The sequence below is a fragment of the Pseudomonas sp. PSB11 genome (assembly GCF_014596605.1).
GTDB lineage: Bacteria > Pseudomonadota > Gammaproteobacteria > Pseudomonadales > Pseudomonadaceae > Aquipseudomonas > Aquipseudomonas umsongensis.
Genome location: NZ_NOIO01000011.1, coordinates 127,794 through 153,943, shown reverse-complemented (window position 1 = coordinate 153,943; position 26,150 = coordinate 127,794). Strand labels below are relative to the sequence as shown.

Genomic DNA, 26,150 nt, shown 5'->3' with positions numbered 1-26,150 from the left:
TTAACAGCAATGCCTGCGGTTATGCCAGTCATGTTTGCCACAGGCGAATTGGCTTAAAGTCCAATAGGGTAATATTTTGCGAAATGGTATTTAAATCACACCACAACAGGTGATCTCACCAGGAGGCAGCAATGTTCCAAGGTATTTTGATCGACAAAGACGAAAGCGGTTACCGGGCCACACTGCAACAGATCGATGATGACCAGCTGCCCGAGGGCGATGTGACGGTGCGTGTGGCGTACAGCACGCTGAATTTCAAGGATGGCCTGGCGATCACCGGCAGCAGCCCGGTGGTGCGCAAATTCCCGATGGTGCCGGGGATCGACCTGGCGGGGACTGTCGAGATCAGCACGCATCCGGACTACAAGGCGGGTGACAAAGTCCTGCTCAATGGCTGGGGCGTGGGCGAAGGGCATTGGGGTGGCCTGGCGCAAAAGGCACGTCTCAAGGGCGAATGGCTGATTGCGTTGCCCGAGGCCTTCACTGAAGCCCAGGCCATGGCCATCGGCACGGCAGGCTACACGGCGATGCTGTGCATCATGGCGCTGGAGCGCAACGGTGTGACGCCCGACCAAGGCGAGGTTCTGGTCACCGGGGCCAACGGCGGCGTGGGCAGTTTCGCCATCGCATTGCTGAGCAAGCTAGGCTATCGGGTCGTCGCTTCCACGGGTCGCCTGTCGGAACACGAATACCTCAAGCAACTGGGCGCCAGTGAAATCATCGATCGCGCCACCTTATCCGAGCCCGGCAAGCCGCTGGCCAAGGAACGTTGGGCAGCGGTCATCGACTCGGTGGGTAGTCACACCCTGGCCAACGCCTGTGCCAGTACCCGCTCCGAAGGCACCGTCGCCGCTTGTGGGCTGGCCCAGGGCATGGACTTTCCGGCTTCCGTCGCGCCCTTTATCCTGCGCGGCGTGACGCTGGCCGGGATTAACAGCGTGACCCAGCCTAAAGCCAGGCGTGTAGAGGCCTGGAGTCGATTGGCCAAGGATCTGGACTTTAACTTGTTGCCGTTGATCAGCCATGAAATCGCTTTGAGCGAAGCGATCGAAGCCGCCCCGCGCTTGCTGGCCGGACAGCTGCGCGGGCGAGTGGTGGTGGATGTGAATCGCTGATCGACTGTAGGAGCGAGCCTGCTCGCGAAAAACCTGAGAGCGGCGGGGGGGGGGGGCAGGTGCCCAGCGTTATCGTTGACGACCAGCGTCGGAACGCCGCCCGGAGCCTGCTCGCTTCTACAGGGGTTTTTCCCGTTCCAGCAATTGCCGCTTGCGCTCCACGCCCCAGCGATACCCCGACAGGTTGCCGTCGCTGCGTACCACGCGGTGACAGGGGATCGCGACTGCCAGGCTGTTCGCGCCGCAAGCTTGCGCCACTGCGCGCACCGCTTTGGGGTTGCCGATGCGTTGGGCGATGTCGGCGTAGCTGGCGGTGCTGCCGACGGGGATGTCCCGCAGGGCTTGCCAGACCCGCTCCTGAAACGCGGTGCCGCGCACATCCAGTGGCAAGTCCAGCCCAAGAGCCGGGGCTTCGATGAAGCCCACGACCCTGGCGATCAACTGTTCGAAGGCCTGATCGGCACCGATCAGTGTGGCGCGGCGAAACTTGTCCTGCAGGTCGCAAACCAGTTGCTGCGGATCGTCGCCGAGGAGAATCGCGCAGACCCCACGCTCGCTTTGCGCCACCAGGATCGCGCCGAGGGAACACTGGCCAACCGCAAAACGAATGTCATTGTTTTGCCCCGCGGCACGGTAATCAGTGGGTTTCATCCCCAACACCTTATCCGCCGCTTCATAGAAACGGCTGTTGGAGTTGAAGCCGGCGTCGTACAGCGCATCGGTGACCGAGCGGCCATCCGCCAGCCGTTCGCGCATTCGGCGCGAACGATGGGCCGCGGCGTAGCCTTTGGGCGTCAGGCCGGTAACGGACTTGAACACCCGATGGAAATGAAAGCTGCTCAGTCCTGCCGCTTGCGCCAGCTCGTTCAGCGCGGGCAGCGCCTCGGCGGTTTCGATCTGGCGACACGCGGCGGCCACGGTGGCGGCATGTTGCGCGGCGACCGCGCTTTGATCCTTTGCCGCGCGCTTGCTTGGGCGATAACCGGCGGCCTGGGCAAGTTCGGCGCTGTCGAAGAATTCGACGTTCTGCGGTTTCGGCAAGCGCGAGAGGCTGCTGGGGTTGCAGTAGATCCCGGTGGTTTTCACCGCATAGACAAACTGCCCGTCCGCCTGTGGATCGCGGGCGACCACCGCGGCCCAGCGTGGATCGTTTTCGGTGCTGCTTGTTGTCGATTGGCTTGTCATGGCTTTACATCCGTTGACCCGTTTGCCGCAGATTAACCAGCGGCCCGTAGGCCCACACTCCGGCGCTTGCGGTCAAACTCCACGGTCTCACCGCGCGGTACGAAACGTGAAGTTGATCCGCTGCTCGCCCAGGCGTGGGTGGTGGCCATTCTTGATCGGCAGCACACCGTGATAACGCAAGCGATCCACGCCGCCCCAGACCACGATGTCGCCATGCAGCAACGGCACCCGTTGGCTTTTGTCGCTGCGCGCGAAGCCGCCGAACAGAAACATTGCGGGTAACCCCAGCGATACTGAAACGATGGGTGCAGCGTAGGATTTTTCGTCCTTGTCCTGATGCAAGGACATTTTCGCCCCGGGCACATAGCGATTGATCAGGCAGGAGTCCGGCACGAAATCGGCAAATCCTGCTTCCCGTGCCGCCGCCTGCGCCAATTGCAAAAACACCTCGGGCATGGGGGGCCAAGGCAGGCCGGTCCGGGGATCCTCGCGGGTGTAGCGATAACCGCTGCGGTCGGTGGTCCAGCCCCAGGTCCCGCAACTGCTCAGGCCCACCGACATGGTGAAGCCGCCAGGGGTGACCATTTGCCGGAACGGTGCGGCCGCCAGCACGGTCTCCAGTGCCGGTAACAAGCGCGCAAGCCAGGGCAGGGCAAAGCCCCTGAGGACGTAGGACTGTTCGCCGATCTGCTCGCGTCGGCGTTCCTGCTCGGGCTCTACATCGGCAAACAAGTCCAGGGTGGTCGGTTTCATGGTGCTCATGATGCGTCGTGAAAGATGATCCCAAGAGTATGCCGTTTTCCACTGTGCAAGCGACTGACGCCGTGGCGCAGGGTGACCCTGTAGGAGCTGGCTTGCCAGCGAAGGCGTCCTGAAGACCTGCGCAATGTTTAAGCAAACCTTCGCCGGCAAGCCGGGCTCCTACAGGCGACTCGCCGGCCTCATTAATTGTAACCGGGGGCAGGCAGTTGTAATGCTGTGTCCCGTATTGGAGCAACAAAGGCGTCGGACGCTATTGGCCGGCGGCATGACAGCGCTCGAGGAAGGTGGCGTGGCTGTCGGGAAATGTTGTTGCTCCAAACGATGTTACAGCGCTTTGCTGACGCTGATGTCGCTGATGACGTCTTCGCTCTGGCCATGAAGCGCGTCCAGCGCGGCTTTGGCTTCTTCTGCCGTGCCGTTTTCCAGCTGGGCAAATTCGAAGCGGCGTTCGCCATTGAGTTTGTACTTGATGACGTATTTGGTCGTCTGGGCCACGGTCATACCTGTCTGTCTGTGTATTAAGGCGCTGCTCAGCTCAGTTTCGAGTTGGAGCGGCGGATGATCTTGATCGAATGTGTCAGGGTCGGCTTGCGCGTCACACTGATCGGCCGGCGGTTGACCGTATCGATGGTGATGTTCCAGAACCCGGTGCTCGGCGCCGTGATACGGGCCGGGAAGGTGTCGAACGCGCCGCCGTGATAGGTGTGACGACCGCCATTCTTGAAGCTGCGGAAGTTGGCGTCGTTCATCAAGCGAATGTTGCACGTTTGCGAGCATTGAATGACGACGATGTCGTCTTCGTTGAGGTGCTCGCGCTGGTGGATAAATTTCATGAGGCGCCTCCAGAAGGGCTTTTTCTACAAAATCAAAACGATAGCATGGTCGATTGGCGCAGTTTATCAGCCCCGGGGCGTTATTATCCGGCTCTCCGGGCCCGGCTGGACAATAAAAATGCATATATCGCGTGCCGGGGAAGAAAAAAGCAGTCAAGCCCGGAGAAAACCCTTATTTGTGCTGTCCGAGGGTCTTTATTGGAGATTTCATATGAAGTGGGGCATGTTTGGCTTGCCGTGGGTTCTGGCAGTCGGTGGTTGTGCAAGTGTCTCGGACATCAACCAGACGCTGCCGACCATGAATGTGATTTCCGGCAAGAAGCCCCTTGAGTACGCCCAGTGCCTGAGCGAAAAACTCGCCGACAGCCGTGGCGCCTTGCAGGTCGAGAAGCAGAAAGACGGGGTGCGGGTGATCGTGCCGCAGAAGCTTACCTCGGGGCCGGCCGCGGTGTTTGATATCGAACAGCGCTCGGGTGGCAGCAGCATCAAGCTGCACGAGCGCATCTCCAATGTGCCGATACGTCCCTTCGATGTACGCGATGCCGCCACGGCGTGCATTTCCGGCTGATAGACTGTCGACCGTCAGCACCAATGCCGTCAAAGCGCGCCTTTGCCGGCATTGTCATTTCTGGAGTCGAACATGAAGCGAGAGCGGGTACGGGAGCGGCATGCAGAGGGCCAAATCTGCGCCACCCATGTGATTCAGAACCCGGCGAATCCGGGGGAGTGGATCGTTTTTTTCAAGAAAAGCGCCGGGCGCAGTTTTTTCCTTGTAGATGAAAGCGACGAAGTCGAGTCCTTCAGCAGTCTCGACGAACTGGTCGAGACCGTACGCGGCCTGGGGATCAAGTTCGCCGAAATCCACATGTAGGGCACGATGCCCCTATTTGCAGACCACCACGACGCTACGATTCTTGTAGTTGCCAACGTCGACGCCAAGGGTCTTGTCGCTTTCTTTGGGGGCGGGTGAGCCGTCAGTGCCAACGATCCGGTAGCCGGTGCCAGCGCAAGACGCATCGGCCTTTTCGTAGCAGGTCGCCCAGGAATTGGCCTCGCCGGAGCAGTCAATGGCCAGGCCTTGTTCGCCATTGTTCAGGTAAGTGGTTTCGGAGGTGGCGCAGCCACTGAGGGCCAGGACCGCAATCAGCGGCAAAAATTTGGTCATGTCGTTGTCGTCGTCAGGATAAGGGGCAAAGCCTGTGACAGCGCGGTAGGCAAAAGGTTATAGCCAAAGGCCACTTCTTGCGGATATTTGCAAAAAAGCCCTGCACAAGGGCAGGGCGTCAGGCCTGGATCAATTCTTGTCCTTGCCCCGTCGTTTCGGTGCCGGGTGTTCCAGTTGCAACACCGATGCCACTTCGATCGCCATGGCTTCGGAGGGGAAAGGTCCGGCAATATTTTCACCGCCAACGCCGGCTACCCACCACTGGCCATCTTTGGCCTTGTTGATCAAGTACCCGTTGACGCTTTTTGCTTCTGACATCTATTTGCCTCGTTGGCTGGTTCAAGGGCGCCATGATACCGCCAAATGCACCGTTCGGGTGCCGCTGGGCGCGGGTTGGTGCACTTGGCCATGGGTTGACTTGGCGTGCAAACCTGGCGGACTCTGCTATCAATAACAGGCTGCCGGTCCATTCGCGGTGCTCGCTGCGGAACTAACGGCGAGAATATTTCTCTATGATGGCATCGGTTAGCCAGTGCGGGGCATTGTAAGGTGTACGCCGCCTGATTAGACTGCGCCGAAACCCGTACACACAGCCCTTTCAAGGACTTATATGATCAAGAAATGCTTGTTTCCAGCAGCCGGTTACGGCACTCGCTTCCTCCCAGCGACCAAAGCCATGCCTAAAGAAATGCTGCCGGTGGTAAACAAGCCACTGATCCAGTACGGCGTCGAAGAAGCACTGGACGCTGGCTTGACGGAAATCTCTATCGTCACCGGTCGTGGCAAGCGCGCCCTGGAAGACCATTTCGACATCAGCTACGAGCTGGAAAACCAGATCAAGGGCACTGACAAGGAAAAGTACCTGGTCGGCATCCGCAAGCTGCTCGACAATTGCTCGTTCTCCTACACCCGCCAGACCGAAATGAAAGGCCTGGGCCACGCGATCCTGACCGGCCGTCCGCTGATCGGCGACGAACCCTTCGCCGTGGTGCTGGCAGACGACCTGTGCGTCAACCTCGAAGGCGACGGCGTACTGACCCAGATGGTCAAGCTGTACAAGCAGTTCCGCTGCTCGATCGTGGCCATCCAGGAAGTCGACCCGCAAGAGACCAACAAGTACGGCGTGATCGCCGGCGAGATGATCCGCGACGACATCTACCGCGTGCACAGCATGGTGGAAAAACCAAAACCTGAAGATGCGCCATCGAACCTGGCCATCATCGGTCGCTACATCCTGACCCCGGACATCTTCGACCTGATCGAACAGACCGAGCCAGGCAAGGGCGGCGAAATCCAGATCACCGACGCCCTGATGAAACAGGCCCAGAACGGCTGCGTGATGGCCTACAAGTTCAAGGGCAAGCGTTTCGACTGCGGCGGCGCGGAAGGCTACATCGACGCGACGAACTTCTGCTTCGAGAATTTCTACAAGACGGGCAAGGCTTACTGATAGCGCCTCAGCGGCTTGTATCGAAAGCGATCTTCATAAGCATGTAATCATGTTGACGAAGGCCTAAACAAACGCCCCGACTTGTTCGGGGCGTTTGTTTTTGCGCGTTGAAAGAAACCTTTCAAATATTGATTTCGCCCACCGCGCAAGGCGGAAACCTCGCTAGATAAAATAATCTAAGCTAATAAAATTGGTACTGTCCAATATTTATGGCTGAATTTATTTTGTAAGGAGTGCGTCCAGTAGATTATTTGTTCTGTTGAGTACGCGTGTCCGCATAATTGAGAATTGGTATTGCTGAAATATCAATTTCATTTATGGTATTTTTTGTTGTTCTCCTCCTGTTGTCTGAAGGCTTGTTCCTACATTCTGCATATACTTATGTCAATTTGTAACGTGGAAATATCATGAAATAATTCGCATATTGAATTGCGATGTGACGAAGCCTTAGAAATAAATTGTTTCCTGATTAATAATTTATTTCTCCGTTGCTGGTGACGGTTTGAGGTGTACATGGAATTCGATGTTATTGTCGTGGGTGCAGGAGCAATTGGTGGGTCAATTGCATATGAGCTATCAACACGAGGATTAAGTGTATGTCGCGTTGGTGAGACTGATCGCACAAATGCAGCGTCAAAAGCCGCGGGAGCTATGAATGGATGTTTCGGGGAGGTAACAAGCGGGTTACTTTCGAGCGATTATGGTCGATTGAAACTAGATATGGACCGACAAGCCCAACACCTGTGGTCAAGCTGGGCGCAGCGGTTGGCAACTTCTTCAGGTAACTCTAGTTCGTTATTTACCGCTATTGGGACCCATGTGCTGCTTAATACCGCCGGCATGGATGAGGTGGACAGCGTTAACTACGACACCATCGAAAATACCCTTCGTGAGTATGGCGAACCGTTCGAAATTGTTGATCCACGCAAGATGGAGTGGCTTAAGCCCAACCATCTGGTTCGTCCTCTAAGGGGGTTGTACATACCAAACGAACATTCGGTGAATTCTCACCTTTTACTGGAAAAACTGGATGCTGCATTTGTCGCCGAAGGCGGCACTCTGAAAAATGAGAATGCTAAGCGAGTGTTGGCTGAGGGTGGGGTAGCAACGGGTGTCGAGTTGTGCAGTGGGGAGGTTCTCTGGGCAAAGAAGGTTGTGGTTGCCGCAGGCGTTCAATCTCTGGATTTGCTCAGTGATTTCGACGAACTTGTAAAGAAAATTCCACCGCTGTTCAGTGGTTATGGCGTTTCCATTCTCGTAAAGATGCCAGAAGGGGTCGATTTACCAAGTTCGGTCATACGGACGCCAAATCGTGCCTTTGCATGCGGCTTACACTGCGTCCCTCGTGGGGATGGTGTCTTGTATCTGGGCGCAACTAACATTATTTCGGAGCGGCCAAAGCAAAACGCTCTCATATCAGATGTTCAGTTTTTACTTGATTGTGCTGTTGATCAATTGAATCTGGACCTTCATGGCGCTGAAATAATTTCCATACAAGTTGGCAACAGACCAATTCCAGCAGATGGTTTCCCATTGATTGGCGAGTGCTGCATCAAAGGTCTTTGGCTCGCAACAGGTACCTACCGAGATGGCCTGCACCAATCACCATTGTTGGCGCGCTATATAGCTGATTGCCTAACCGATGTAGAGACTCCTGATCTGGATCTCAGCCCTTTCAAACCAGTCCGTGCTCCGTTATCTGGGTTTGCCCGCGAGCATACAGTCAGGGAAACGGTACAGCAGATGTTTGCCACAGGATATGAATATCGTTGGGATATAAAACCTTATTGGTTTCCTCTTCTGGATGAAGGGCTGTCGCGTAATTATGACGAGCTGATAAATGACTTGCATCCGTCATTTACGCCCCCGCCGGAATTGGTGGCGTTCTCTTATCTTTATGAGTCGATCTTGAAAAGACTTTCGCAGTATTACAAGGAGTGGTCATGAGTCTTACTGATCGTGAGTATCTTGCTATTAGTCAAGCGCGGGCCATGTTGCAGGAATCTGGTATCTGGGACTTGGAAGAAGATTTGAGTTGTCTTATAGATCGCTATATCGAACGGGTGGATAAAGGCCGTGCGATCGAAGAATTTATGTTGGCGGTTCAAGAACGCTGTAACCGAATTCCTCTCGGGCATATTGTTGGCATGGTGGAGTTTGACGAAATGCCGCTTGTGGTAGGTACCGGCGTGTTTATCCCCCGTCCTCACAGCCAAATCATTCACAAGTGGCTGGAGACCAACGCTGCGCTGCGATCGGGAGCGAGTGTTCTCGATTTGTGTGCTGGAAGCGGCGCGATTGGCCTGGCGATCGCACGGCGCAGACCAGATCTGAAAGTGACATGCGTGGAGTTTGATGAGATAGCGGTGCAGTACCTCAAGCGCAACATCGACAGGCTTGCCTGCAAGGGTATACGGGTCAATCACTTGCAGGCAGACATTCGCGACGAAAAGGCATTTACGCGATTCACACATGAAGTTGGTTTGATTGTCGCTAATCCTCCGTACGTCCCACAGTCTCAAGAGTTGCTGCCTGAATGGAGTGATCACCATCCACAGGCGTCAGTCTATTCCGGGGTCGATGGTCTTGAACTGATACGGCAAATCATCTCGCTCGCGAACCAGTTACTAAGTCGCGAAGGTTGGTTAGTCATTGAGCATGGCGAGTCGCAGGCCCAAGCGGTACGCGAACTGTTTAAGCAGAGTCAGTTGACGAATATAAAGACGTTAATCGACAAGGAAACGTCCGACGCGTCGGGCAGTTCAGTAATGACCATCGGATGTAAATCTCGTTGATTTTCATAAAGGAGTTTTAGTAATGAATGCGCAAACTAAACAAGACTGGATGAGCGTTCGTCGCGGTAACACTACTGGGGCGCTGGCGAAGGCTTACGAGGAAGGACTGACAGGTTTTACCGTTGCAAGTCGTGTGGGTAAGAACATTACCTTGCAAGATGGAGGTACGTTCACTGAGTTCGTTTCCTGTTCATACTTGGGCTTAGAAACCCATTCGGCATTGATCGACGCCGCACACCGCGCAATGGAAACTTCCGGACTGCACCTGTCGTCTTCTCGAAGTGCAATGCGCCCGAGTTACCTGCCTCAACTGGAAGAGTTGCTTAGTCAGGTTTACAGAGGTAGTGGCGTCGCGGTGTTTACCTCTACCAGCAGTGTCCATTTAGGTGTTTTACCGTTGCTGGGGAGTGGTTCGTTGAGTAGGTATCCGGTCAAAAAACGAATCCACTGGCTAATGGACAAAACCGCCCATGCTTCGATGCAGGTGCTTAGGGGGATTTTGGAGCAGTTCGGTTCTGTTTCTAGAGTTGAGTCCACCAATCCTGAATCGCTGACCACAGTCCTGAAAGACTGCACCGACAAAGGTGAGACTCCTGTGCTTTTGATCGATGGAATTGGGTCGATGAGTGGTCTTGTACCCATCGCCGAGCTCTCTCGGCAGCTAGAGTCGGCGCGGGGATACCTTTACGTAGATGATGCTCATGGTATTTCGATCGTTGGACGTCATGGTGCGGGATATGCCTTTTCAACGGTTGATCACTCGTTACCAGCAAATATTATTCTGGCGGGGTCTCTCTCAAAGGCCTTTGGTGGCTCGGGTGGTTTTGTCGTGGTTTCAGATCCACGGGATATTGAAGTTATCCGAACCCTGGCGAATCCACTGATATTTGGTCATTCCATTATGTTGCCCATGCTGGCGGCCAACGTTGCCTCGGCGAGAATTCATCTCAGTGAAGAACTCGATGTGCTGCAACAGCGACTTTGGGAAAACGTCAGCCTTTTAGATTCCCTCACCGATAACCGGTTGCTCAACGCACGTATTCAGTCACCTGTCAGAGGAGCGTTCTTTGAAACAGAGGAGGCCGGTTTGCAGGCTGCAAGAACCCTACGTGACCAAGGCATGCTGCTCTTCCCGGTGTTTTATCCAATTATTGCTAAAGGAAAAGCGATGTTGCGTTTTGCGGTATCAGCAAGCCACAGCGACAAAGACGTCAGGCTATTAGGGGGGGCTTTGGAGGCTATGACGAGCAATGGGCTATGGACGCCTGCTATCAACGAGCTGGATCACGCCTGACTGACAAGTTTTTTCCAGAAATTGGCTAACGGAGGTGCAAAAGATGAAGCGACACGGACAGTTATCACAGACAGGCACGTCTAGCATTTTGCAGCCGCAGCGGGAGCGGCTTGACTTGATAAATTTGCAAGTTGTCGACCTGCTTTCTGAGCGAATGAAGGTGTGTATGGACATTGCCGAGCTCAAAGCCGTCCATGGCATTGCGATGATGCAACCCGGACGAATTTCCTACGTGCTCGATATGATTAAGACTAGATCGGCGGCGGTGGGATTGAGGCCAGAATACACCGAGTCGATATTCAAACTGATTATAGAAGAGACCTGTATCCAGGAAGACGTCCTGATCAATCAGTGTCTGGCCCCGAGGCAACCCTCATGAAAATATTGCTGATTGATAACTTCGACTCCTTCACCCAGAACATTGCTCAGTATTTGTATGAGGTGACAGGCATTTGCGCAGATGTAGTCAAAAATACCATTCGGTATGATGCATTGGGCATCGAAAAATACGACGCTGTAGTGCTGTCGCCTGGCCCAGGGCACCCCGGAGATGAGGGGGATTTCGGTGTTTGCGGTGACGTCATCCTCCATTCCCCTGTCCCGCTGCTCGGTATTTGTCTGGGACACCAAGGTATCGCTCAATTTCTTGGGGGGACCGTGGGGCACGCTCCCCACCCTGTGCATGGCTATCGCAGTCGTATTACTCATTCAGGTAAAGGGCTCTTTCGCGATTTGCCGGATCAGTTCGAAGTGGTCAGATACCATTCGTTGATGTGTACAAGCCTACCAGCAGAGCTCCAATGTACGGCCTGGACGTCTGAAGGTGTGGTTATGGCAATCGAACACGTCACCAGACCGGTTTGGGGGGTCCAGTTTCACCCTGAATCCATCGATTCAGAATATGGCCATGCGCTATTTAGCAATTTCATACGCATGGCGCTAGAACATAACGACAGCATTAGAACTCGCTTAGAGTCCGGCATGGAATGTACGTCGTCAAAAAACGCATACGTCGCAGTAGGGGGGATGCTGAATATGCAGCTTGCCTATCGCGAGTTTTCCGAATGCACGGATCCACAATCAGTATTTTCGTCGCTCTATGCAGATGATCATTATGCTTTTTGGCTAGACAGCGAGAAGTCGGAAAGACCTAATGCCCGCTACTCGATCATGGGTAGTGGGGAGGCTCAAGGAGCGATAAGGCTTGAGTACGATGTCAACGATGAGTGCCTGAAGCTTGAGGGCCCCAAAGGTAAAAAAAGTATCAAAGGAGACTTTTTTACGCTGACTGCACAGATCTTCGAAGCCGTGCAGGTGGCAACCCCTCAGTACTTGCCGTTTGTTTTCAAGGGTGGTTTTGTCGGCTACCTCGGTTACGAGTTGAAAGCACTGGCGGGTGGACACAAAACCTATCGTTCGGTTTATCCGGATGCTTCATTCATGTTTGCACCGCATTTCTTTGTCTTTGATCATCATGAAGACAAGACCTATGAATGCATGATGACTGCGACTGGCGATGCTGTTGTTTGGCCGTCCTTACCTGATTTTCTTGATCGTAATGATGAGTCAAATGGTCATTGCAGTACGTTTATTCCAGGTGCTGTAGATCAGCTGAAGCTCTCGCTCGAGGATGGGCCAGGTGATTACATCAGTAAGATCAATCAATCTCTCAAGTACATCACTGATGGAGAGTCGTATGAGATCTGTCTGACCAACAGGGCAAAAATGGCGTACGGTGGTGCGCCTTTGGGTGCTTATCGGCGAATGCGCCAGGCCAGCCCAGTCCCCTACGGCGCCTACCTCTCGTTTGCAGGATTTTCAGTATTGAGCGCTTCGCCCGAAACCTTTCTCAGAATTGACGACAGCGGATTGATAGAGTCCAGACCGATCAAGGGGACCAGGCCGCGTAGTGAACAATTCACAGAGGACCAAATACTGCGGGAAGAGCTATGCAGTTCGGCCAAGGACAGGGCCGAAAACCTGATGATTGTCGATTTGGTGCGCCATGATTTGAATCAAGTGTGTCGTCCAGGGAGCGTTCATGTTCCTGAGATTTTCTCAGTGGAAAGCTTTTCTTCGGTTCACCAACTGGTCTCAACGGTTCGTGGGCACCTTCGCTCGGATGTTTCAACGATCGAAGCTATTCGAGCCTGTTTCCCGGGCGGCTCAATGACGGGAGCTCCGAAGAAACGCACGATGGAAATCATTGACGTATTGGAGTCTTCTGCCCGCGGTGTCTATTCAGGTGCATTAGGCTGGTTATCTTTTAGTGGTGGAGCAGAACTGAGTATCGTCATCCGAACAGCAGTGCTGCAGGGTAGCGAGGCGAAATTTGGAATTGGTGGCGCAATTGTTGCCCACTCCGATCCACAGCAAGAGCTTGAAGAAACTTTGGTCAAAGCTAGCGTGCCTTATTACAGTTTTGTCGCAGGGAGCGAATCATGATGAGCGAAACGGTTGTTGTATTGGGTGGGGCGGGTTTGGTTGGTTCGTTGATCAGCCGCATTCTTATGCAATATGGATACGATATTCGGGTGGTGGATCGCAGGCCTTCGGAACAGGAAATTGGCTTCTATGAAGTTGATGTCACAAGCCCGTTCAGCAACACCGAGCACATCTTCCAAGGGGCAGTTGCAGTGGTCTTTGCGCTGCCCGAAAGCGTGGCTATACGGGCAATACCATGGGTAGTTGGTTCCGTTTCGAGCGATGTTGTGTTCATACCGACTTGCTCTGTTCAGGAGCCATTTTACAGAGCATTGAAGGATACCTCGTCTCAGCAGCCTTTCGTCGGTGTCAATCCGATGTTTTCACCTAAGCTCTCCGTTCAGGGGCGCACCGTCGCAATTTGCCTAGAAGACGGCGACTCGCCTTCGACCTTCATTGAGCAACACCTGATGGGGGCTGGGATGAAGGTAAAACGAATGACGCCGGTGGCCCATGATGAACTCATGGCGCTCTGTCAGGCGCTGCCCCATGCCGCAATTCTCGGGTTCGGTTTAGCGTTGGCAAGGTCTTCGCTAGATCTGGAAAGCGCTCTTGAGGTGATGCCGCCTCCAATGCGCACAATGATGGCGTTATTGTCCCGGGTTCTGGTGAATCCACCTGAAGTCTACTGGGACATACAGTTAGAAAATGACCAGGCCAGCCATCAACGCGCTGCGCTGATGGAGGGGATGGAACGCTTGATGAAAAATGTCCGTAATCAGGATTACGACGAGTTCAGACGTGACCTACAAGGCGTTTCAAGTACATTGGGCAGTCGTTTGAATTCTGGATCCGTCGATTGTCAGCACATTTTTTCATTGCTGAACTGATTAAATCCTCGCCAAGGAAGTGCGTAGGAAACGCTTCACGGGTGCAACGAAAAATGTCCCGTGAATTTTTTGTGTGCAGTAAGGAGTTTTACTCATGGCATTAATAAATGAGGCGGCTCACCGCGGAGCGAGATCAAAGCGTTGGCTAGGCCTAAGCGTGCTGATGCTGCCTGTTTTGCTGGTGACAGTTGACAATACGGTGCTTGGATTTGCGCTGCCAAAGATTGCCGGGGCCCTGCGTCCGAGCGCTAGCCAGCAGTTGTGGATGATCGATGCTTATTCGCTGGTATTGGCGGGGTTGCTGGTGTCGATGGGTAGTCTGGGAGATCGAGTCGGTCATCGTAAGTTGTTGCTGGCCGGGTCCTTGGGTTTTGCGATTGTGTCGGTGCTAACAGCGTATTCCGATACCTCCATGCAACTGATTGCCGGGCGAGCTTGTATGGGCGTTTTCGGTGCGATGTTGATGCCCTCAACGTTAGCGTTGATACGATCGGTGTTCGAGGACCGAGAAGAACGCAGACTGGCAGTCGCGATCTGGGCAACGACATTGACGGTCGGTTCGGCACTCGGTCCTTTGGTGGGTGGAGTGTTGCTGGAATTCTTCAGTTGGGGGTCGATTTTTCTGTTGGCGGTGCCCGTGTTGGTGCCATTGCTGGTGTTGGGGCCACTGTTGTTGCCCGAATCCGGGCGAGATGCTTCAGGACCGTTGGATCCGATAAGCATCCTGCAATCGATGTTCGCGCTTGGTGCCATTGTTTATGGCATCAAACACAGCGCCAGTAATGGCATCGACTGGATGGCGCTGACCGCATTTGCAGTAGGCTCAGTAGCGGGCTGGATGTTTGTGCGTCGACAGTTAAGTCTGCCAATGCCGCTGATGGACCTGAGTCTGTTCCGCAGTGGCACCTTTAGCGGCTCTGTCGCGATCAATTTGATGAGTCTCGCGTTCCTCGTTGGCTTCGTATTCTTTACCACTCAGTTCTTGCAGATCGTACTTCAGATGTCGCCCTTGAGTGCCAGTCTCGCGTTGGTTCCTGGTCAGGTCGTGGCGATTGTCGTGGGGATGGCGGTCGTGCCTGTCGCGCAGCGAATACAAGTGCATGTGCTGATACCAATTTTGATGGCGTTTGCTGGGTCGGCGTTTTTGCTGGTCGCCATCATGGGCAGTAGCCTGACCGTTCTAGTGGTGGCTTTTGCCTTGCTGAACATTGGCGTGGGCGCGATCGCGACGGTGTCCAATGATGTGATTTTGTCAGCTGCACCACCGGCGAAGGCGGGCGCCGCGTCGGCCATTAGCGAAACGGCCTATGAAGTGGGCGTAGTTTTGGGGACGACAGTGCTCGGCGGTGTCGTCACCGCCTACTATCGTGATGCACTGCAGCTTCCGGGGTTCCTGAGCGAAGTGCAGATGCTGCTGGCAAGTGAGACGCTGTCTGGCGCTTATCATGTGGCGGCACACTTGTCGGCTGATCAAGCAAGGGAATTGATGGCGCAGGCGGGAAGGGCATTCGAAGGTGGAATCGGTTTGATTTCGTGGGTGACCTTCGGCTTGGCACTTATGGCCATTTTGATTGCTTGGCGCACTCTGCGAACAGCGAAAACGCAATCTGCAGAGGGGTATGGATCGAAAACGTAGTAAGAGTTAATGATTAAGTTGCGGAGAGTACGTCATGGACAGAAAGGCATTTTTTTTTTGGATGGTTCAGGAAGGTGATTTACCCCCACCGAAGGCTGCTGAAACACTAGGAATAAAAGTATTGAATATTGATGAGAGCGAAGGAAGTATTGAGCTCTCGCTTGAGGCTACCGAGGCCTTTACTAACCCCGTGGGCAATGTACAAGGTGGGTTTCTCGCGGCGATGCTTGATGACACGATGGGTCCAGCGCTAGCCGCAACGCTTAAAGAAGGTGAGTTTGCGCCAACCTTGAGCCTAAACGTGAATTTTCATGCTCCAGCGAAGGTTGGGGTGCTTATTGGTAGGGGGTGTGTGGTTAGGCGGGGAGGGCAGGTTTGCTTTCTCTCTGGTGAGCTTGAGCAGGGTGGACATGTTATTGCGACCGCGACTGCAACTGCTCTGGTCCGAAAACCGTAGGAGTTCCAGAAGATTCCAGGCGTTGGCAAATACCCGGATCACAGCAATTAATTGAAAATCAGGTCGGAGGGCGGATCGCTGGAGTATTTTTTCAATTTCGGCCTCAGATCCAACGCAGCACTTGCCCCGGGAGTGTCTATGGGTATGCTGTTTGCCTGCCGAGGAGATTGAAAATGGCCTACGATTTTGACCTTTATGTGATTGGCGCTGGTTCTGGCGGTGTGCGGGCGGCCCGGTTTGCGGCCGGCTTCGGCGCGAAAGTGGCGGTAGCCGAGAGTCGCTACCTGGGCGGTACTTGCGTAAACGTCGGCTGCGTGCCGAAAAAGCTGCTGGTGTACGGCGCGCATTTCGCCGAGGACTTCGAGCAGGCTTCGGGTTTTGGCTGGAGCCTGGACGAGGCGCAGTTCGACTGGGCGACGCTGATCGCCAACAAGGATCGCGAGATCAATCGCCTCAACGGCATTTACCGCAACCTGCTGGTCAACAGTGGCGTGACGCTGCACGAAGGCCACGCCAAGATCGTCGACCCGCATACGGTCGAGATCAATGGCGAGCGCCACACGGCTAAAAACATTCTGATCGCAACCGGTGGCTGGCCGCAGATTCCGGAGATTCCGGGGCACGAGCACGCAATCAGTTCCAACCAGGCGTTCTTCCTCAAGGAACTGCCCAAGCGTGTGCTGGTGGTGGGCGGTGGTTACATTGCCGTCGAATTCGCCGGCATTTTCCACGGCCTGGGTGCGCAGACCACGTTGTTGTATCGCGGTGAACTGTTCCTGCGGGGCTTTGACGGTTCCGTGCGCAAGCATCTGCAGGAAGAGCTGACCAAGCGCGGCATGGACCTGCAATTCAATGCCGACATCGAGCGTATCGACAAGCAAGCCGATGGCAGCTTGAAAGTGACGCTCAAGGATGGCCGTCAGTTGGAGGCCGATTGCGTGTTCTATGCCACCGGTCGACGTCCGATGCTGGACAATCTGGGGCTGGAAAATACCGCGGTGAGGCTCGACAACAAAGGCTTCGTCGAGGTGGACGACCTGTACCAGACGGCCGAGCCTTCGATCCTGGCCCTGGGCGATGTGATCGGCCGGGTGCAGCTGACGCCAGTGGCGCTGGCTGAAGGCATGGCGGTGGCGCGGCGCTTGTTCAAGCCTGAACAGTATCGCCCGGTGGACTACAAGATGATCCCAACGGCGGTGTTCAGCCTGCCCAATATCGGCACGGTCGGCCTGACCGAGGAAGAAGCGCGTGAGGCCGGCCACGAGGTGCAGATCTTCGAAAGCCGCTTCCGGCCGATGAAGCTGACCCTGACCGAATGCCAGGAGCGCACGCTGATGAAGCTGGTGGTGGATGCCCAGACCGACAAGGTACTGGGCTGCCACATGGTGGGGCCGGAAGCTGGCGAAATCGTCCAGGGCCTGGCTATCGCCTTGAAGGCCGGCGCCACCAAGCGCCACTTCGACGAAACCATCGGTGTGCACCCGACGGCCGCCGAAGAGTTTGTCACCCTGCGTACACCGGTCGGCGCTTAATCGACCCTGGCGACGTCTGGCGCTGCTGCATTGGCAGCGACCAGGCGTAGGCTTTTTTCGAGGTCGGCCCGGGCTTTCTGCAGTTCGATTTCCAGCGCCTTGTTGAGCTGCGCTTGTTCCTCGACGCTCTGCTTGAGCGCCTGGCTTTCCAGCATGGCTACGCGCAGGCGTTCCTGGAGGAGGGTGCGTTCGCTGTCGACACGCGTGGCCTGGTCGAGTAGTTGATCCTGGCGGGTGTTGCTTTGCTTGAGCTGCTCTTGCAGCAGGCTCAGCTCGCGCAGCGTGCCGCGATTTTCCGTCAGCAGGCGTTCGTTGTCGCGGTGCAGCTGGGTAATTTCGTCTTGGCGCACCAAGGCGCTTTGCTGGGCTTGGCGCAACTCCATCTGCAGTTGCTGTACCTGGCCTTCGTGGCGGCTTTGCTCTTGCTCGCGCTGCTCGTTGATCGCGTTGCGGTAGTGCTCCAGGGCATCACGACTGTGCAGGTGTTTCTCTTCGAGCGAGCGAATCTGCTCGTCTTTGTCCTGCAGGCGCAGCTCAAAATCAGCCAGTGCCTGAGTCTGCCCGGCGTTGCGCGTTTGTTCACCCTGCAGCAGGATGCGCGTGCTTTGCAGTGCCTCGGATTCCTGGGCCAGTGCCAGGCTCTGCAGCTCGTAGTGTTGCTGCAGTTGCGTATTGGCTTGTTCGGCTTGCTGCAGTTGCGTTTCCAGCGCCTTGCGTTGTTGCTCGTACTGTTCGCGGGCCTGGTCAATGGGTTCCTGCGCCTGCTCTTTAAGGCGCTGCGCGAGGCGTGTTACCAGCGCCAGCAACTCTTCGTCGATCGGCTCGGAAGGGGCTTCGTCAGGGCCCGGGGTGCTATCATCGAGCTCCTTCATGTAGCGATGGATCGTGGTTTTCGAGCCGGTATTGCCCATTTCGATCCGAACGGCATCGATGCTGGGGTTTTCGCCGCGGGCCAGGATCGCCAATCGCGCCGCTTGCACCACTTGTTTGTTCACGCCGCCACGGGCCATGGGATCTCCTGCTGTTTTGCTGTGTGGTACGTACCACGAAAAAACGCATTCTAGCATTTGTCCGGGGTAAATTCGGTTTTCTTCTATCAATACAGTCGGCTAATAGCGAAAGCCAATCAGCGGCATGAGGTTTGCCAATGAGCCAACCGTCCGTCGAGTGGGTAAAGTTCTCTCCATCAACTTCTTAACCCCTGACGGAGAGTCAACGATGCCTATCATCAACAGCCAAGTTAAACCGTTCAAAGCTGACGCATTCAAAAATGGCGATTTCGTAAAAGTCTCGGACGCTGACCTCAAAGGCAAGTGGTCGGTGGTGTTCTTCTACCCGGCCGACTTCACCTTCGTCTGCCCGACCGAGCTGGAAGACCTCGCTGACAACTACGAGGCATTCCAGAAGCTGGGCGTCGAGATCTACAGCGTTTCCACTGACACCCATTTCGCCCACGCTGCCTGGCACAACACTTCGCCAGCCATCGGCAAGATCCAGTACACCATGATCGGCGACCCGACCCACGCCATCTCCCGCAACTTCGACGTACTGATCGAAGAAGCAGGCCTGGCTGACCGTGGCACCTTCGTGATCAACCCTGAAGGCCAGATCAAGATCGTTGAACTGAACGACGGCGGTGTAGGCCGTGACGCCAGCGAGTTGCTGCGCAAGATCAAGGCTGCCCAATACGTCGCCGCTCACCCAGGCCAGGTTTGCCCGGCCAAGTGGAAGGAAGGCGAGGCCACTCTGGCGCCGTCCCTGGACCTGGTTGGCAAGATCTAAGTCTGTGACGCGCTTCATCAGGGCGGACTTCCGCACCTTCTAAGCAAGCTGCACCGCCCAATAAAAACGCCCGGGCGAGATTCGCTCGGGCGTTTTTTTATGTCTTCGTCTCTTCACCAAACAGCATGGAAATCGCCCGTATGTTGGACGCCAATCTTAAAGCCCAGTTGAAATCGTACCTGGAACGGGTCACCCAGCCGATCGAGATCGTTGCCTCCCTCGACGACGGTGCGAAATCCCAGGAAATGCTCGCACTGCTCAAAGACGTTGCCAGTCTTTCCAGCCAGATTACCTTGCTCGATAACGGTGACGATGCACGCAAGCCATCGTTCTCGATCAACCGCCCCGGCGCGGATATCAGCCTGCGTTTCGCTGGCATCCCCATGGGCCATGAATTCACCTCCCTGGTGCTGGCCTTGCTGCAAGTCGGCGGCCACCCCTCCAAGGCCAGTGTCGAAGTGATCGAACAGATCCGTTCGCTCAAGGGCGAATTCAACTTCGAGACGTATTTCTCGCTGTCCTGCCAGAACTGCCCGGACGTGGTCCAGGCGTTGAACCTGATGGCAGTACTCAACCCCAATATTCGCCATGTCGCCATCGACGGCGCGCTGTTCCAGGCTGAAGTCGATGAGCGCCAGATCATGGCGGTACCGAGCATCTACCTCAACGGCGTGAACTTCGGCCAGGGCCGCATGGGCCTGGAAGAAATCCTCGGCAAAATCGACACCAGCGGCATCGAGCGTCAGGCCGAGAAGATCAGCGCCAAGGAAGCCTTTGACGTACTGGTGGTGGGTGGTGGCCCGGCCGGTGCTGCAGCGGCCATCTATGCCGCGCGCAAAGGCATTCGCACCGGTGTTGCTGCCGAACGCTTTGGTGGCCAGGTGCTGGATACCATGGCCATCGAAAACTTCATCTCCGTGCAGGAAACCGAAGGGCCAAAACTGGCGGTCGCGCTGGAAGAGCACGTCAAGCAGTACGACGTGGACATCATGAACCTGCAGCGCGCCGACAAACTGCTGCCGGGCAAAGACGGCGAGCTGCACGAAGTCCACTTCGCCAGCGGCGCGAAACTCAAAGCCAGGACGGTGATTGTGGCCACGGGTGCACGCTGGCGCGAAATGAACGTGCCCGGTGAGCAGGAATATCGCAACAAGGGCGTGGCCTACTGCCCGCACTGCGATGGCCCGTTGTTCAAAGGCAAGCGTGTGGCGGTGATCGGCGGCGGTAACTCTGGCGTCGAAGCGGCCATCGACCTGGCCGGTATCGTGGCCCATGTCACCCTGCTGGAGTTCGATGTGCAACTGCGTGCCGATGCGGTATTGCAGCGCAAGTTGCACAGCCTGCCGAACGTGACCGTGATCACCCATGCGCAAACCACTGAAGTGATGGGCGATGGGCAGAAGGTCAACGGCTTGCGCTACAAGGATCGCCAGAGTGACGAAGTGCGCAGCGTGGAACTGGAAGGGATCTTTGTGCAGATCGGACTGTTGCCCAACACCGATTGGCTCAAGGGCACCATCGAGCTGTCGCCGCGTGGCGAGATCATCGTCGATGCTCGTGGCGAGACATCGATACCGGGCGTGTTTGCGGCAGGCGATGTGACCACCGTGCCCTACAAGCAGATCGTGATCGCGGTGGGCGAGGGCGCCAAGGCTTCCCTCAGCGCATTCGACCACTTGATTCGCACCTCGGCCCCGGCGTAAACCGGGCGCTGAAAACACAAAACCCCATGAATGATCATGGGGTTTTTTTTTGCTGATCGTTACCACGCGGAGCTTGGGAACGATCAAGCCAGATTTTTTACAGTGGGGCTGGCTGGATGATTTCGACCCAGTACCCATCCGGGTCCTTGATAAATGCCAGGCTCTTCATGCGGCCATCGTTCAGGCGCTTCTGGAAATCGCAGCCCAGCGCTTCGAAGCGTTCGCACGCAGCCACGATGTCCGGCACCGAGATGCAGATGTGGCCGAATCCGCGCGGGTCGGTATTGCCGTTGTGATAGGCGAAGTCCGCATCGTTCTCGGTGCCGTGGTTATGGGTCAGTTCCAGAATGCCCGGAATCGACTTCATCCATTGCGTGCGCTCGGCGGCATCGGCCGGAATCTGACGCTTGTCGACCAGGGCGAGGAAGTACAGGCTGAATTCGGCTTCCGGAAAATCGCGTTTCTCCACCAGCGAGAAGCCGAGAACGCGCGTGTAGAAGTCCAGGGACTTGGTGATGTCCTTGACCCGCAACATGGTGTGGTTGAAGACAAATTTCTGGGTGGCGGTGTCAGGCTGTGCGGTCACGCCGGGGAAGGTGTTCAGATCTTGCAGGCTCATGGGCCCTCCGGAAATTAAATGGGGATGCCGACAATGATACGCATGGCTTGCGACATCACCAAACCCAAAGCGTCTGCTATTGCCTGACCGCCGGCCGAAGATCAAACTTCAGGGCTAACTGGCTGAGTGTTGATGGCAATGATTCGATTGTGCAGGTCGTTGATTATCCTGAGTGGTGTGCTTTCTGTGTTGGCCCGGGCTCACGCCGATGAGCCCGTCGTGACGTGGCCGCCGGGCTGGGAGGTCGAAGCCGTTGCCCAAGGCGAAGCCGGCTCTGGTGTCAGTCGCCAGCGCGCGGTCAAGAACGATGCGCAAGGCATGCCGTTGATGGTGATGGAATTGACCGTGAGCCGGGTGCAGGCCGGTCACCAGGTGAACCTGGAAGCTGTGTTGCTGGAGATGCGCAAATCAGTGCAGAAAGACTTTTTCCGGGGTGGTTATCAAAGTGTTTGCAACCGGATTCACGCGGCCACCTTGAGTCGCTTGCCGGCGCTGGAAACCACTTGCACCATCACGCAAAACGGCCGGCATGTGCTGTCTCAAACATTGGTTGCCGCGGTGGATGCCGATAAGGCCTACGTATTTTCCTACGCCGGGCAGGCCGAAGCTTATAAGGCCAGTCAGAATGAAATAGAGGCGGCTCGTAACGGCTTGAAACTTTAGTTGAGGCCTTCAATGGGCACCGATTTCATGTCTGTGCCGACAGCGTTAGATAGCCAAAAGGATTAAGCACAAAGTTGCCGGGAAAGTGCCGGTCAGCCTTGCCTTTAGATGCCATCAATGAAAAAAAAGCCCTGCAGGTGCAGGGCTTGGTTTTTCAGTGCGAGGGTTTAGCTGCGCAGCCAGGAGTCAACGGTAGCGGCACCGTATTGTTCCTTCCAGGCCTTCAGTCCACGGTGGTTGCCGCCCTTGGTTTCAATCAGCTCGCCGGTATGCGGGTTCTGATAAACCTTGACCACGCGGGCGCGGCGGGTCTTTGGAGCGGCCTGTTGCAGACCGGATTTTGCCGGGTTCGGGTCGAGGATGGCGATGATGTCGCGCAGGCTCTTGCCGTAGGTTTTCATCAGCCCCTGGAGCTTTTCTTCGAATTCGATTTCTTTCTTGAGCCCGGCATCGTTCTTCAGGGATTCAAGCTGCTTGAGCTGCTCTTGAAGGGCCTTTTCAGCTGCACGAAATTCAGCGAGTCTGGACAATATCTTTACTCCAATAGTGTGTTTGGCTGATACCAACCGCAAACAAAGCTATAAGCCAAGAGCCTTGAAGCGACTCGGGGATTAGATGGCTCACCTGCCAATCTGATGCAGGCATGAAAAATTGTAGTAGTTAATGGGTCAAGAGTAAATCATGACTTTTTGTTCATGTAACAAGAGTTGTACTTGATTCAAATGGAGGAGTGCGGTGTGTCGTTGAATTGCTGCTAAAGGCCACTAGTTAATCATCACTTAATGCATTAATGAATTCGGCGGCGGGCATCGGCCGACCAAACAGATAACCTTGCAGGTAGTTCACGTTGTGGGCCGCCAGGTAGTCACTTTGCTCCTGGGTTTCCACACCTTCGGCAACCATTGCCAGGTCGAGCTTGGCCGCCAGCTCGATGATGCTTTCCAGAATGTGGCTGGAGAGGGTATCGATGCCGATCATGGCGACGAAGCTCTGGTCGATTTTCAGGAAATCCACGTTGAACTGGCGCAGATAACCGAGGCTTGAGTGGCCGGTGCCGAAGTCGTCGATGGCGATCATCACGCCAAGCTCATGCAGTTGCTCGAACAGTTGAAGGGTGATGGCCGAGGGCTCGATCAGTTTGCGCTCGGTCAATTCCAGCACCAGGTGAATGGAGCCCGGGGCAAAGGCGGCGAGGAATTGCCGGCAATCCTCGACCAGCGCAAGATCCTGGCAATGATTGGCGGTAATATTGATGCCCACATGGAACGGCTCATCGAACGACGCCGACTTCGGTGCCAACAGCCTGGCGGTTTGTTGCATGATCGAGCGCGTCATCGGCACGATCAGCCCGCTGTGTTCGGCAAACGGAATGAACAGATCAGCGCTGACCAAACCTTCCTTGGGATGGTTCCAGCGCATCAGTACCTCGACCCCCGTGCATTTTTTGCTCAGCGCATGCACCACTGGCTGGAAGTACGGAACGAACTCAGCCGCGTCCAGTGCGCGCTGCATCTCAAGGGTTGGCGACGAGGAACGCTTCTGTATGGCGTGCCCGATAAAACCGGCAATCACGCCGAAGAACAGCAACAAACTGAACAGTGGCGGATATTCACTGCTCATGTAGCGCCACACTTCGCCTTCGGGGAAACCGGCCGTTACGCTGAAGGGATAACGCGAAGATGCCAACGTGTTTTGTGCGACGGGGAACTCGGGTGGATCGCCTTCGTGATAACTGCCGTCTGCGGACAACCAGTGCGGCCCGACTTGCAACAACAACAATGTCTGGTGCCCGATCAGGCGCAGGAGATTACTCAGGTGGTACCCGTCCAGCGTGCTCATGGCGCCCCGTTTACCGTCGCTGAGTCGATAAACCAACAACGCGGTGTCGGGCGTCACCGGGTTGCCCTTCATCAGCAACAACTGGCCGTTGGCAAAATCTCCGGAAGCCATTTTTTCGTGATAGTCACCGAACAGGGAACTGCAATAGACAGTGTCGTCCCATAGCAGGTTGGTCGAGCGCACGAATGGACGCCGTGTCACCTGCTCGCGCAACGCCAGGTTGACGTCAATGCAACTCTGGCCAGCCAACGGCAGCAACTCTCGCGCCGCCTGGGCGGTGTTGTCGAGCATCAGTTCGAATTGGCGAGTCGCTTCTTCGGCGGTGTGCTGGCTGCTGAGCCTGAGTACGCGTTCGGCCTGCATGTACAGAATGACGAAACCCAGCAGGATCGGCAGCAGTCCACTCAACAAGGTTACAGCGAGCTTGATGCCTCTGGGGTGGGCGTTGGTTTTCAGTGGCATTCGCGAAACCTGTATCGCTGGAGTGGGGCTCTCAACGCCTGGCGGGAAGTGATGCCTGCCATCGAGCGTTCAAGCAAGAGGCAGGATAGTTGGCCCTTGGCACTTGTGCCGAGGGATCATTCCGGGGGGGATTTTCTTGTGTAACAAAGCCCTTGCGCGCCATGGGGAAAAGGGGATTTGATACAGAAGGCGGACAAATTGATTTACGCTGTGTAGAATCAGGTTACGCATACAATAATAATCGTCTTCTGGCAGCAGAAGCCTCGCCCTCAGAGCCTTGGGTCGACAATGAAGATATTCGGGTTTCAATTGATCTACGGTGATTTCCTCGCCCGCAGCGTGCGGGGCATCTCCTGTGCGCCACCCACCGCTCTCAGCATTGCTAGCAACTAACGCTCGTTAATTTCAGCGGTTAATTCTTAAAGCATGATGAGGCGCCAACCATGGCAGATTTATACGAAAACCCAATGGGCCTGATGGGCTTCGAGTTCATCGAACTTGCATCGCCGACCCCCAATACCCTGGAGCCGATCTTCGAGATCATGGGCTTCACCAAGGTCGCGACCCATCGTTCCAAGGACGTGCACCTGTATCGCCAGGGCGCGATCAACCTGATCCTCAACAACGAACCCCACAGCGTCGCCTCGTATTTTGCCGCCGAGCACGGTCCATCGGTGTGCGGCATGGCGTTTCGCGTCAAGGATTCGCAAAAGGCCTACAAGCGTGCCCTGGAACTCGGCGCCCAGCCGATCCACATCGAGACTGGCCCGATGGAGCTGAACCTGCCGGCGATCAAGGGCATCGGCGGTGCGCCGCTGTACCTGATCGACCGTTTCGGTGAAGGCAGCTCGATCTACGACATCGACTTCGTGTTCCTCGACGGCGTTGACCGTCACCCGGTCGGGGCTGGCCTGAAGATCATCGATCACCTGACCCACAACGTGTACCGCGGTCGCATGGCCTACTGGGCGAACTTCTACGAGAAACTGTTCAACTTCCGCGAAATCCGCTACTTCGACATCAAGGGCGAATACACCGGCCTGACCTCCAAGGCCATGACCGCGCCAGACGGCATGATCCGCATTCCGCTGAACGAAGAATCGTCCAAGGGCGCCGGGCAGATCGAAGAATTCCTGATGCAGTTCAACGGCGAGGGCATCCAGCACGTGGCCTTCCTCAGCGATGACCTGATCAAGACCTGGGATCACCTGAAAAGCATCGGCATGCGCTTCATGACCGCGCCGCCGGACACCTACTACGAAATGCTCGAAGGCCGTCTGCCCAACCACGGGGAGCCGGTAGGCGAGTTGCAGGCGCGCGGCATTCTGCTGGACGGTTCGTCCGAGTCGGGCGACAAGCGCCTGCTGCTGCAGATATTCTCGGAAACCCTGATGGGGCCGGTGTTCTTCGAATTCATCCAGCGCAAGGGTGATGACGGCTTCGGTGAAGGCAACTTCAAGGCGCTGTTCGAATCGATCGAGCGCGACCAGGTTCGTCGTGGTGTGTTGTCCACTGACTGATTGGTTGTAAAGATCAAAAGATCG

At 55.7% G+C, this 26,150-nt stretch carries 27 protein-coding genes and 1 pseudogene; 17 read left to right on the top strand and 11 right to left on the bottom strand.

Annotated features, from left to right (window positions below; genetic code table 11):
- Positions 1 to 131: 131 nt before the first annotated feature.
- Complete coding sequence (locus tag CGA21_RS15480) at positions 132 to 1,115, top strand: MDR family oxidoreductase (protein ID WP_188264531.1); 984 nt, start codon at positions 132 to 134, stop codon at positions 1,113 to 1,115.
- A 117-nt stretch (positions 1,116 to 1,232) separates the two neighbouring features.
- Here the strand turns inward: CGA21_RS15480 and ada are convergent, their stop codons facing one another.
- From ada to CGA21_RS15455, 5 genes and pseudogenes are all read right to left on the bottom strand, one after another.
- Entirely contained in the window at positions 1,233 to 2,300 is a 1,068-nt protein-coding gene (ada, locus tag CGA21_RS15475; RefSeq protein WP_188264530.1) for a bifunctional DNA-binding transcriptional regulator/O6-methylguanine-DNA methyltransferase Ada, read from the bottom strand.
- An 87-nt stretch (positions 2,301 to 2,387) separates the two neighbouring features.
- On the bottom strand, positions 2,388 to 3,053 hold the full coding sequence (gene alkB, locus CGA21_RS15470; RefSeq protein ID WP_188264541.1) for a DNA oxidative demethylase AlkB: 666 nt from the start codon (positions 3,051 to 3,053) through the stop codon (positions 2,388 to 2,390).
- Positions 3,054 to 3,058: 5 nt separating this feature from the next.
- Positions 3,059 to 3,366, bottom strand: a pseudogene (locus CGA21_RS30405) (2OG-Fe(II) oxygenase); the annotation flags it as partial.
- 20 nt (positions 3,367 to 3,386) lie between these two features.
- Complete coding sequence (locus tag CGA21_RS15460) at positions 3,387 to 3,557, bottom strand: hypothetical protein (RefSeq protein ID WP_177411560.1); 171 nt, start codon at positions 3,555 to 3,557, stop codon at positions 3,387 to 3,389.
- Between the two features lie 35 nt (positions 3,558 to 3,592).
- Positions 3,593 to 3,895, bottom strand: a complete 303-nt coding sequence (locus CGA21_RS15455) for a DUF1883 domain-containing protein (protein WP_110747780.1) — start codon at positions 3,893 to 3,895, stop codon at positions 3,593 to 3,595.
- A gap of 211 nt (positions 3,896 to 4,106) precedes the next feature.
- Here CGA21_RS15455 and CGA21_RS15450 point away from each other — a divergent pair, with 211 nt between their 5' ends.
- Together CGA21_RS15450 and CGA21_RS15445 are read left to right on the top strand one after the other, a co-directional pair.
- Positions 4,107 to 4,463 carry a hypothetical protein gene (locus CGA21_RS15450; RefSeq protein ID WP_110747863.1) on the top strand — a complete coding sequence of 119 codons (357 nt, stop codon included), beginning with the start codon at positions 4,107 to 4,109 and terminating at the stop codon, positions 4,461 to 4,463.
- A 72-nt stretch (positions 4,464 to 4,535) separates the two neighbouring features.
- A complete protein-coding gene (locus CGA21_RS15445) occupies positions 4,536 to 4,766 on the top strand; it encodes a hypothetical protein (RefSeq protein ID WP_110747777.1) in 231 nt (76 codons plus the stop codon).
- A gap of 12 nt (positions 4,767 to 4,778) precedes the next feature.
- On the opposite strand, the gene CGA21_RS15440 is transcribed toward CGA21_RS15445, so the two are convergent.
- Positions 4,779 to 5,060, bottom strand: coding sequence for a lipoprotein (locus CGA21_RS15440; RefSeq protein WP_033040807.1), 282 nt, complete (start codon positions 5,058 to 5,060; stop codon positions 4,779 to 4,781).
- 129 nt (positions 5,061 to 5,189) lie between these two features.
- The gene (locus CGA21_RS15435) at positions 5,190 to 5,378 is read right to left on the bottom strand and encodes a hypothetical protein (protein ID WP_110747774.1); all 189 of its coding nucleotides are present in this window, start codon (positions 5,376 to 5,378) and stop codon (positions 5,190 to 5,192) included.
- A gap of 292 nt (positions 5,379 to 5,670) precedes the next feature.
- On the opposite strand from CGA21_RS15435, the gene galU reads away from it, so the two are divergent.
- The 10 genes from galU to gorA all read left to right on the top strand — a co-directional run bounded on the left by galU (position 5,671) and on the right by gorA (position 17,538).
- Complete coding sequence (gene galU, locus CGA21_RS15430; RefSeq protein ID WP_008065368.1) at positions 5,671 to 6,510, top strand: UTP--glucose-1-phosphate uridylyltransferase GalU; 840 nt, start codon at positions 5,671 to 5,673, stop codon at positions 6,508 to 6,510.
- Positions 6,511 to 7,023: 513 nt separating this feature from the next.
- Positions 7,024 to 8,457 (top strand): NAD(P)/FAD-dependent oxidoreductase, encoded by a 1,434-nt coding sequence (locus CGA21_RS15425; protein WP_110747771.1) that lies wholly within the window; start codon positions 7,024 to 7,026, stop codon positions 8,455 to 8,457.
- Entirely contained in the window at positions 8,454 to 9,305 is an 852-nt protein-coding gene (locus CGA21_RS15420) for a HemK/PrmC family methyltransferase (protein WP_110747768.1), read from the top strand. The genes CGA21_RS15425 and CGA21_RS15420 overlap by 4 nt, the downstream gene beginning before the upstream one ends.
- Before the next feature lie 22 nt (positions 9,306 to 9,327).
- Complete coding sequence (locus tag CGA21_RS15415; RefSeq protein WP_110747765.1) at positions 9,328 to 10,599, top strand: aminotransferase class I/II-fold pyridoxal phosphate-dependent enzyme; 1,272 nt, start codon at positions 9,328 to 9,330, stop codon at positions 10,597 to 10,599.
- Positions 10,600 to 10,642: 43 nt separating this feature from the next.
- On the top strand, positions 10,643 to 10,978 hold the full coding sequence (locus CGA21_RS15410; protein ID WP_110747762.1) for a chorismate mutase: 336 nt from the start codon (positions 10,643 to 10,645) through the stop codon (positions 10,976 to 10,978).
- Complete coding sequence (gene pabB / locus CGA21_RS15405) at positions 10,975 to 13,044, top strand: aminodeoxychorismate synthase component I (RefSeq protein WP_110747759.1); 2,070 nt, start codon at positions 10,975 to 10,977, stop codon at positions 13,042 to 13,044. The genes CGA21_RS15410 and pabB overlap by 4 nt, the downstream gene beginning before the upstream one ends.
- Positions 13,041 to 13,913: a prephenate dehydrogenase dimerization domain-containing protein gene (locus tag CGA21_RS15400; RefSeq protein WP_110747756.1), complete on the top strand. Its 873-nt coding sequence runs from the start codon at positions 13,041 to 13,043 to the stop codon at positions 13,911 to 13,913. Before pabB ends, CGA21_RS15400 begins: the two co-directional genes overlap by 4 nt.
- A 94-nt stretch (positions 13,914 to 14,007) precedes the next feature.
- A complete protein-coding gene (locus CGA21_RS15395) occupies positions 14,008 to 15,549 on the top strand; it encodes an MFS transporter (RefSeq protein WP_110747753.1) in 1,542 nt (513 codons plus the stop codon).
- A gap of 34 nt (positions 15,550 to 15,583) precedes the next feature.
- Positions 15,584 to 16,006 carry a PaaI family thioesterase gene (locus tag CGA21_RS15390; RefSeq protein WP_188264529.1) on the top strand — a complete coding sequence of 141 codons (423 nt, stop codon included), beginning with the start codon at positions 15,584 to 15,586 and terminating at the stop codon, positions 16,004 to 16,006.
- 173 nt (positions 16,007 to 16,179) lie between these two features.
- Positions 16,180 to 17,538: a glutathione-disulfide reductase gene (gene gorA, locus CGA21_RS15385; protein WP_188264528.1), complete on the top strand. Its 1,359-nt coding sequence runs from the start codon at positions 16,180 to 16,182 to the stop codon at positions 17,536 to 17,538.
- On the opposite strand, the gene CGA21_RS15380 is transcribed toward gorA, so the two are convergent.
- Entirely contained in the window at positions 17,535 to 18,548 is a 1,014-nt protein-coding gene (locus tag CGA21_RS15380; protein WP_188264527.1) for a DNA-binding protein, read from the bottom strand. The genes gorA and CGA21_RS15380 overlap by 4 nt on opposite strands.
- Positions 18,549 to 18,756: 208 nt before the next feature.
- Between CGA21_RS15380 and ahpC the strand changes: the two genes are divergently transcribed.
- Both ahpC and ahpF read left to right on the top strand, forming a co-directional pair.
- The gene (gene ahpC, locus CGA21_RS15375) at positions 18,757 to 19,320 is read left to right on the top strand and encodes an alkyl hydroperoxide reductase subunit C (RefSeq protein WP_110747742.1); all 564 of its coding nucleotides are present in this window, start codon (positions 18,757 to 18,759) and stop codon (positions 19,318 to 19,320) included.
- Between the two features lie 140 nt (positions 19,321 to 19,460).
- A complete protein-coding gene (gene ahpF / locus CGA21_RS15370) occupies positions 19,461 to 21,023 on the top strand; it encodes an alkyl hydroperoxide reductase subunit F (RefSeq protein WP_188264526.1) in 1,563 nt (520 codons plus the stop codon).
- A gap of 97 nt (positions 21,024 to 21,120) precedes the next feature.
- Here the strand turns inward: ahpF and gloA are convergent, their stop codons facing one another.
- Positions 21,121 to 21,642: a lactoylglutathione lyase gene (gloA, locus tag CGA21_RS15365; RefSeq protein WP_020797214.1), complete on the bottom strand. Its 522-nt coding sequence runs from the start codon at positions 21,640 to 21,642 to the stop codon at positions 21,121 to 21,123.
- Positions 21,643 to 21,780: 138 nt separating this feature from the next.
- On the opposite strand from gloA, the gene CGA21_RS15360 reads away from it, so the two are divergent.
- On the top strand, positions 21,781 to 22,305 hold the full coding sequence (locus CGA21_RS15360; RefSeq protein WP_110747860.1) for a DUF4946 domain-containing protein: 525 nt from the start codon (positions 21,781 to 21,783) through the stop codon (positions 22,303 to 22,305).
- Positions 22,306 to 22,472: 167 nt separating this feature from the next.
- Here CGA21_RS15360 and CGA21_RS15355 read toward each other — a convergent pair whose 3' ends face one another.
- Together CGA21_RS15355 and CGA21_RS15350 are read right to left on the bottom strand one after the other, a co-directional pair.
- The gene (locus CGA21_RS15355) at positions 22,473 to 22,835 is read right to left on the bottom strand and encodes a histone-like nucleoid-structuring protein, MvaT/MvaU family (protein ID WP_046820067.1); all 363 of its coding nucleotides are present in this window, start codon (positions 22,833 to 22,835) and stop codon (positions 22,473 to 22,475) included.
- Between the two features lie 238 nt (positions 22,836 to 23,073).
- Positions 23,074 to 24,606: an EAL domain-containing protein gene (locus CGA21_RS15350; RefSeq protein ID WP_188264525.1), complete on the bottom strand. Its 1,533-nt coding sequence runs from the start codon at positions 24,604 to 24,606 to the stop codon at positions 23,074 to 23,076.
- A 443-nt stretch (positions 24,607 to 25,049) separates the two neighbouring features.
- On the opposite strand from CGA21_RS15350, the gene hppD reads away from it, so the two are divergent.
- Positions 25,050 to 26,126 carry a 4-hydroxyphenylpyruvate dioxygenase gene (gene hppD, locus CGA21_RS15345; protein WP_110747733.1) on the top strand — a complete coding sequence of 359 codons (1,077 nt, stop codon included), beginning with the start codon at positions 25,050 to 25,052 and terminating at the stop codon, positions 26,124 to 26,126.
- Positions 26,127 to 26,150: the final 24 nt, after the last annotated feature.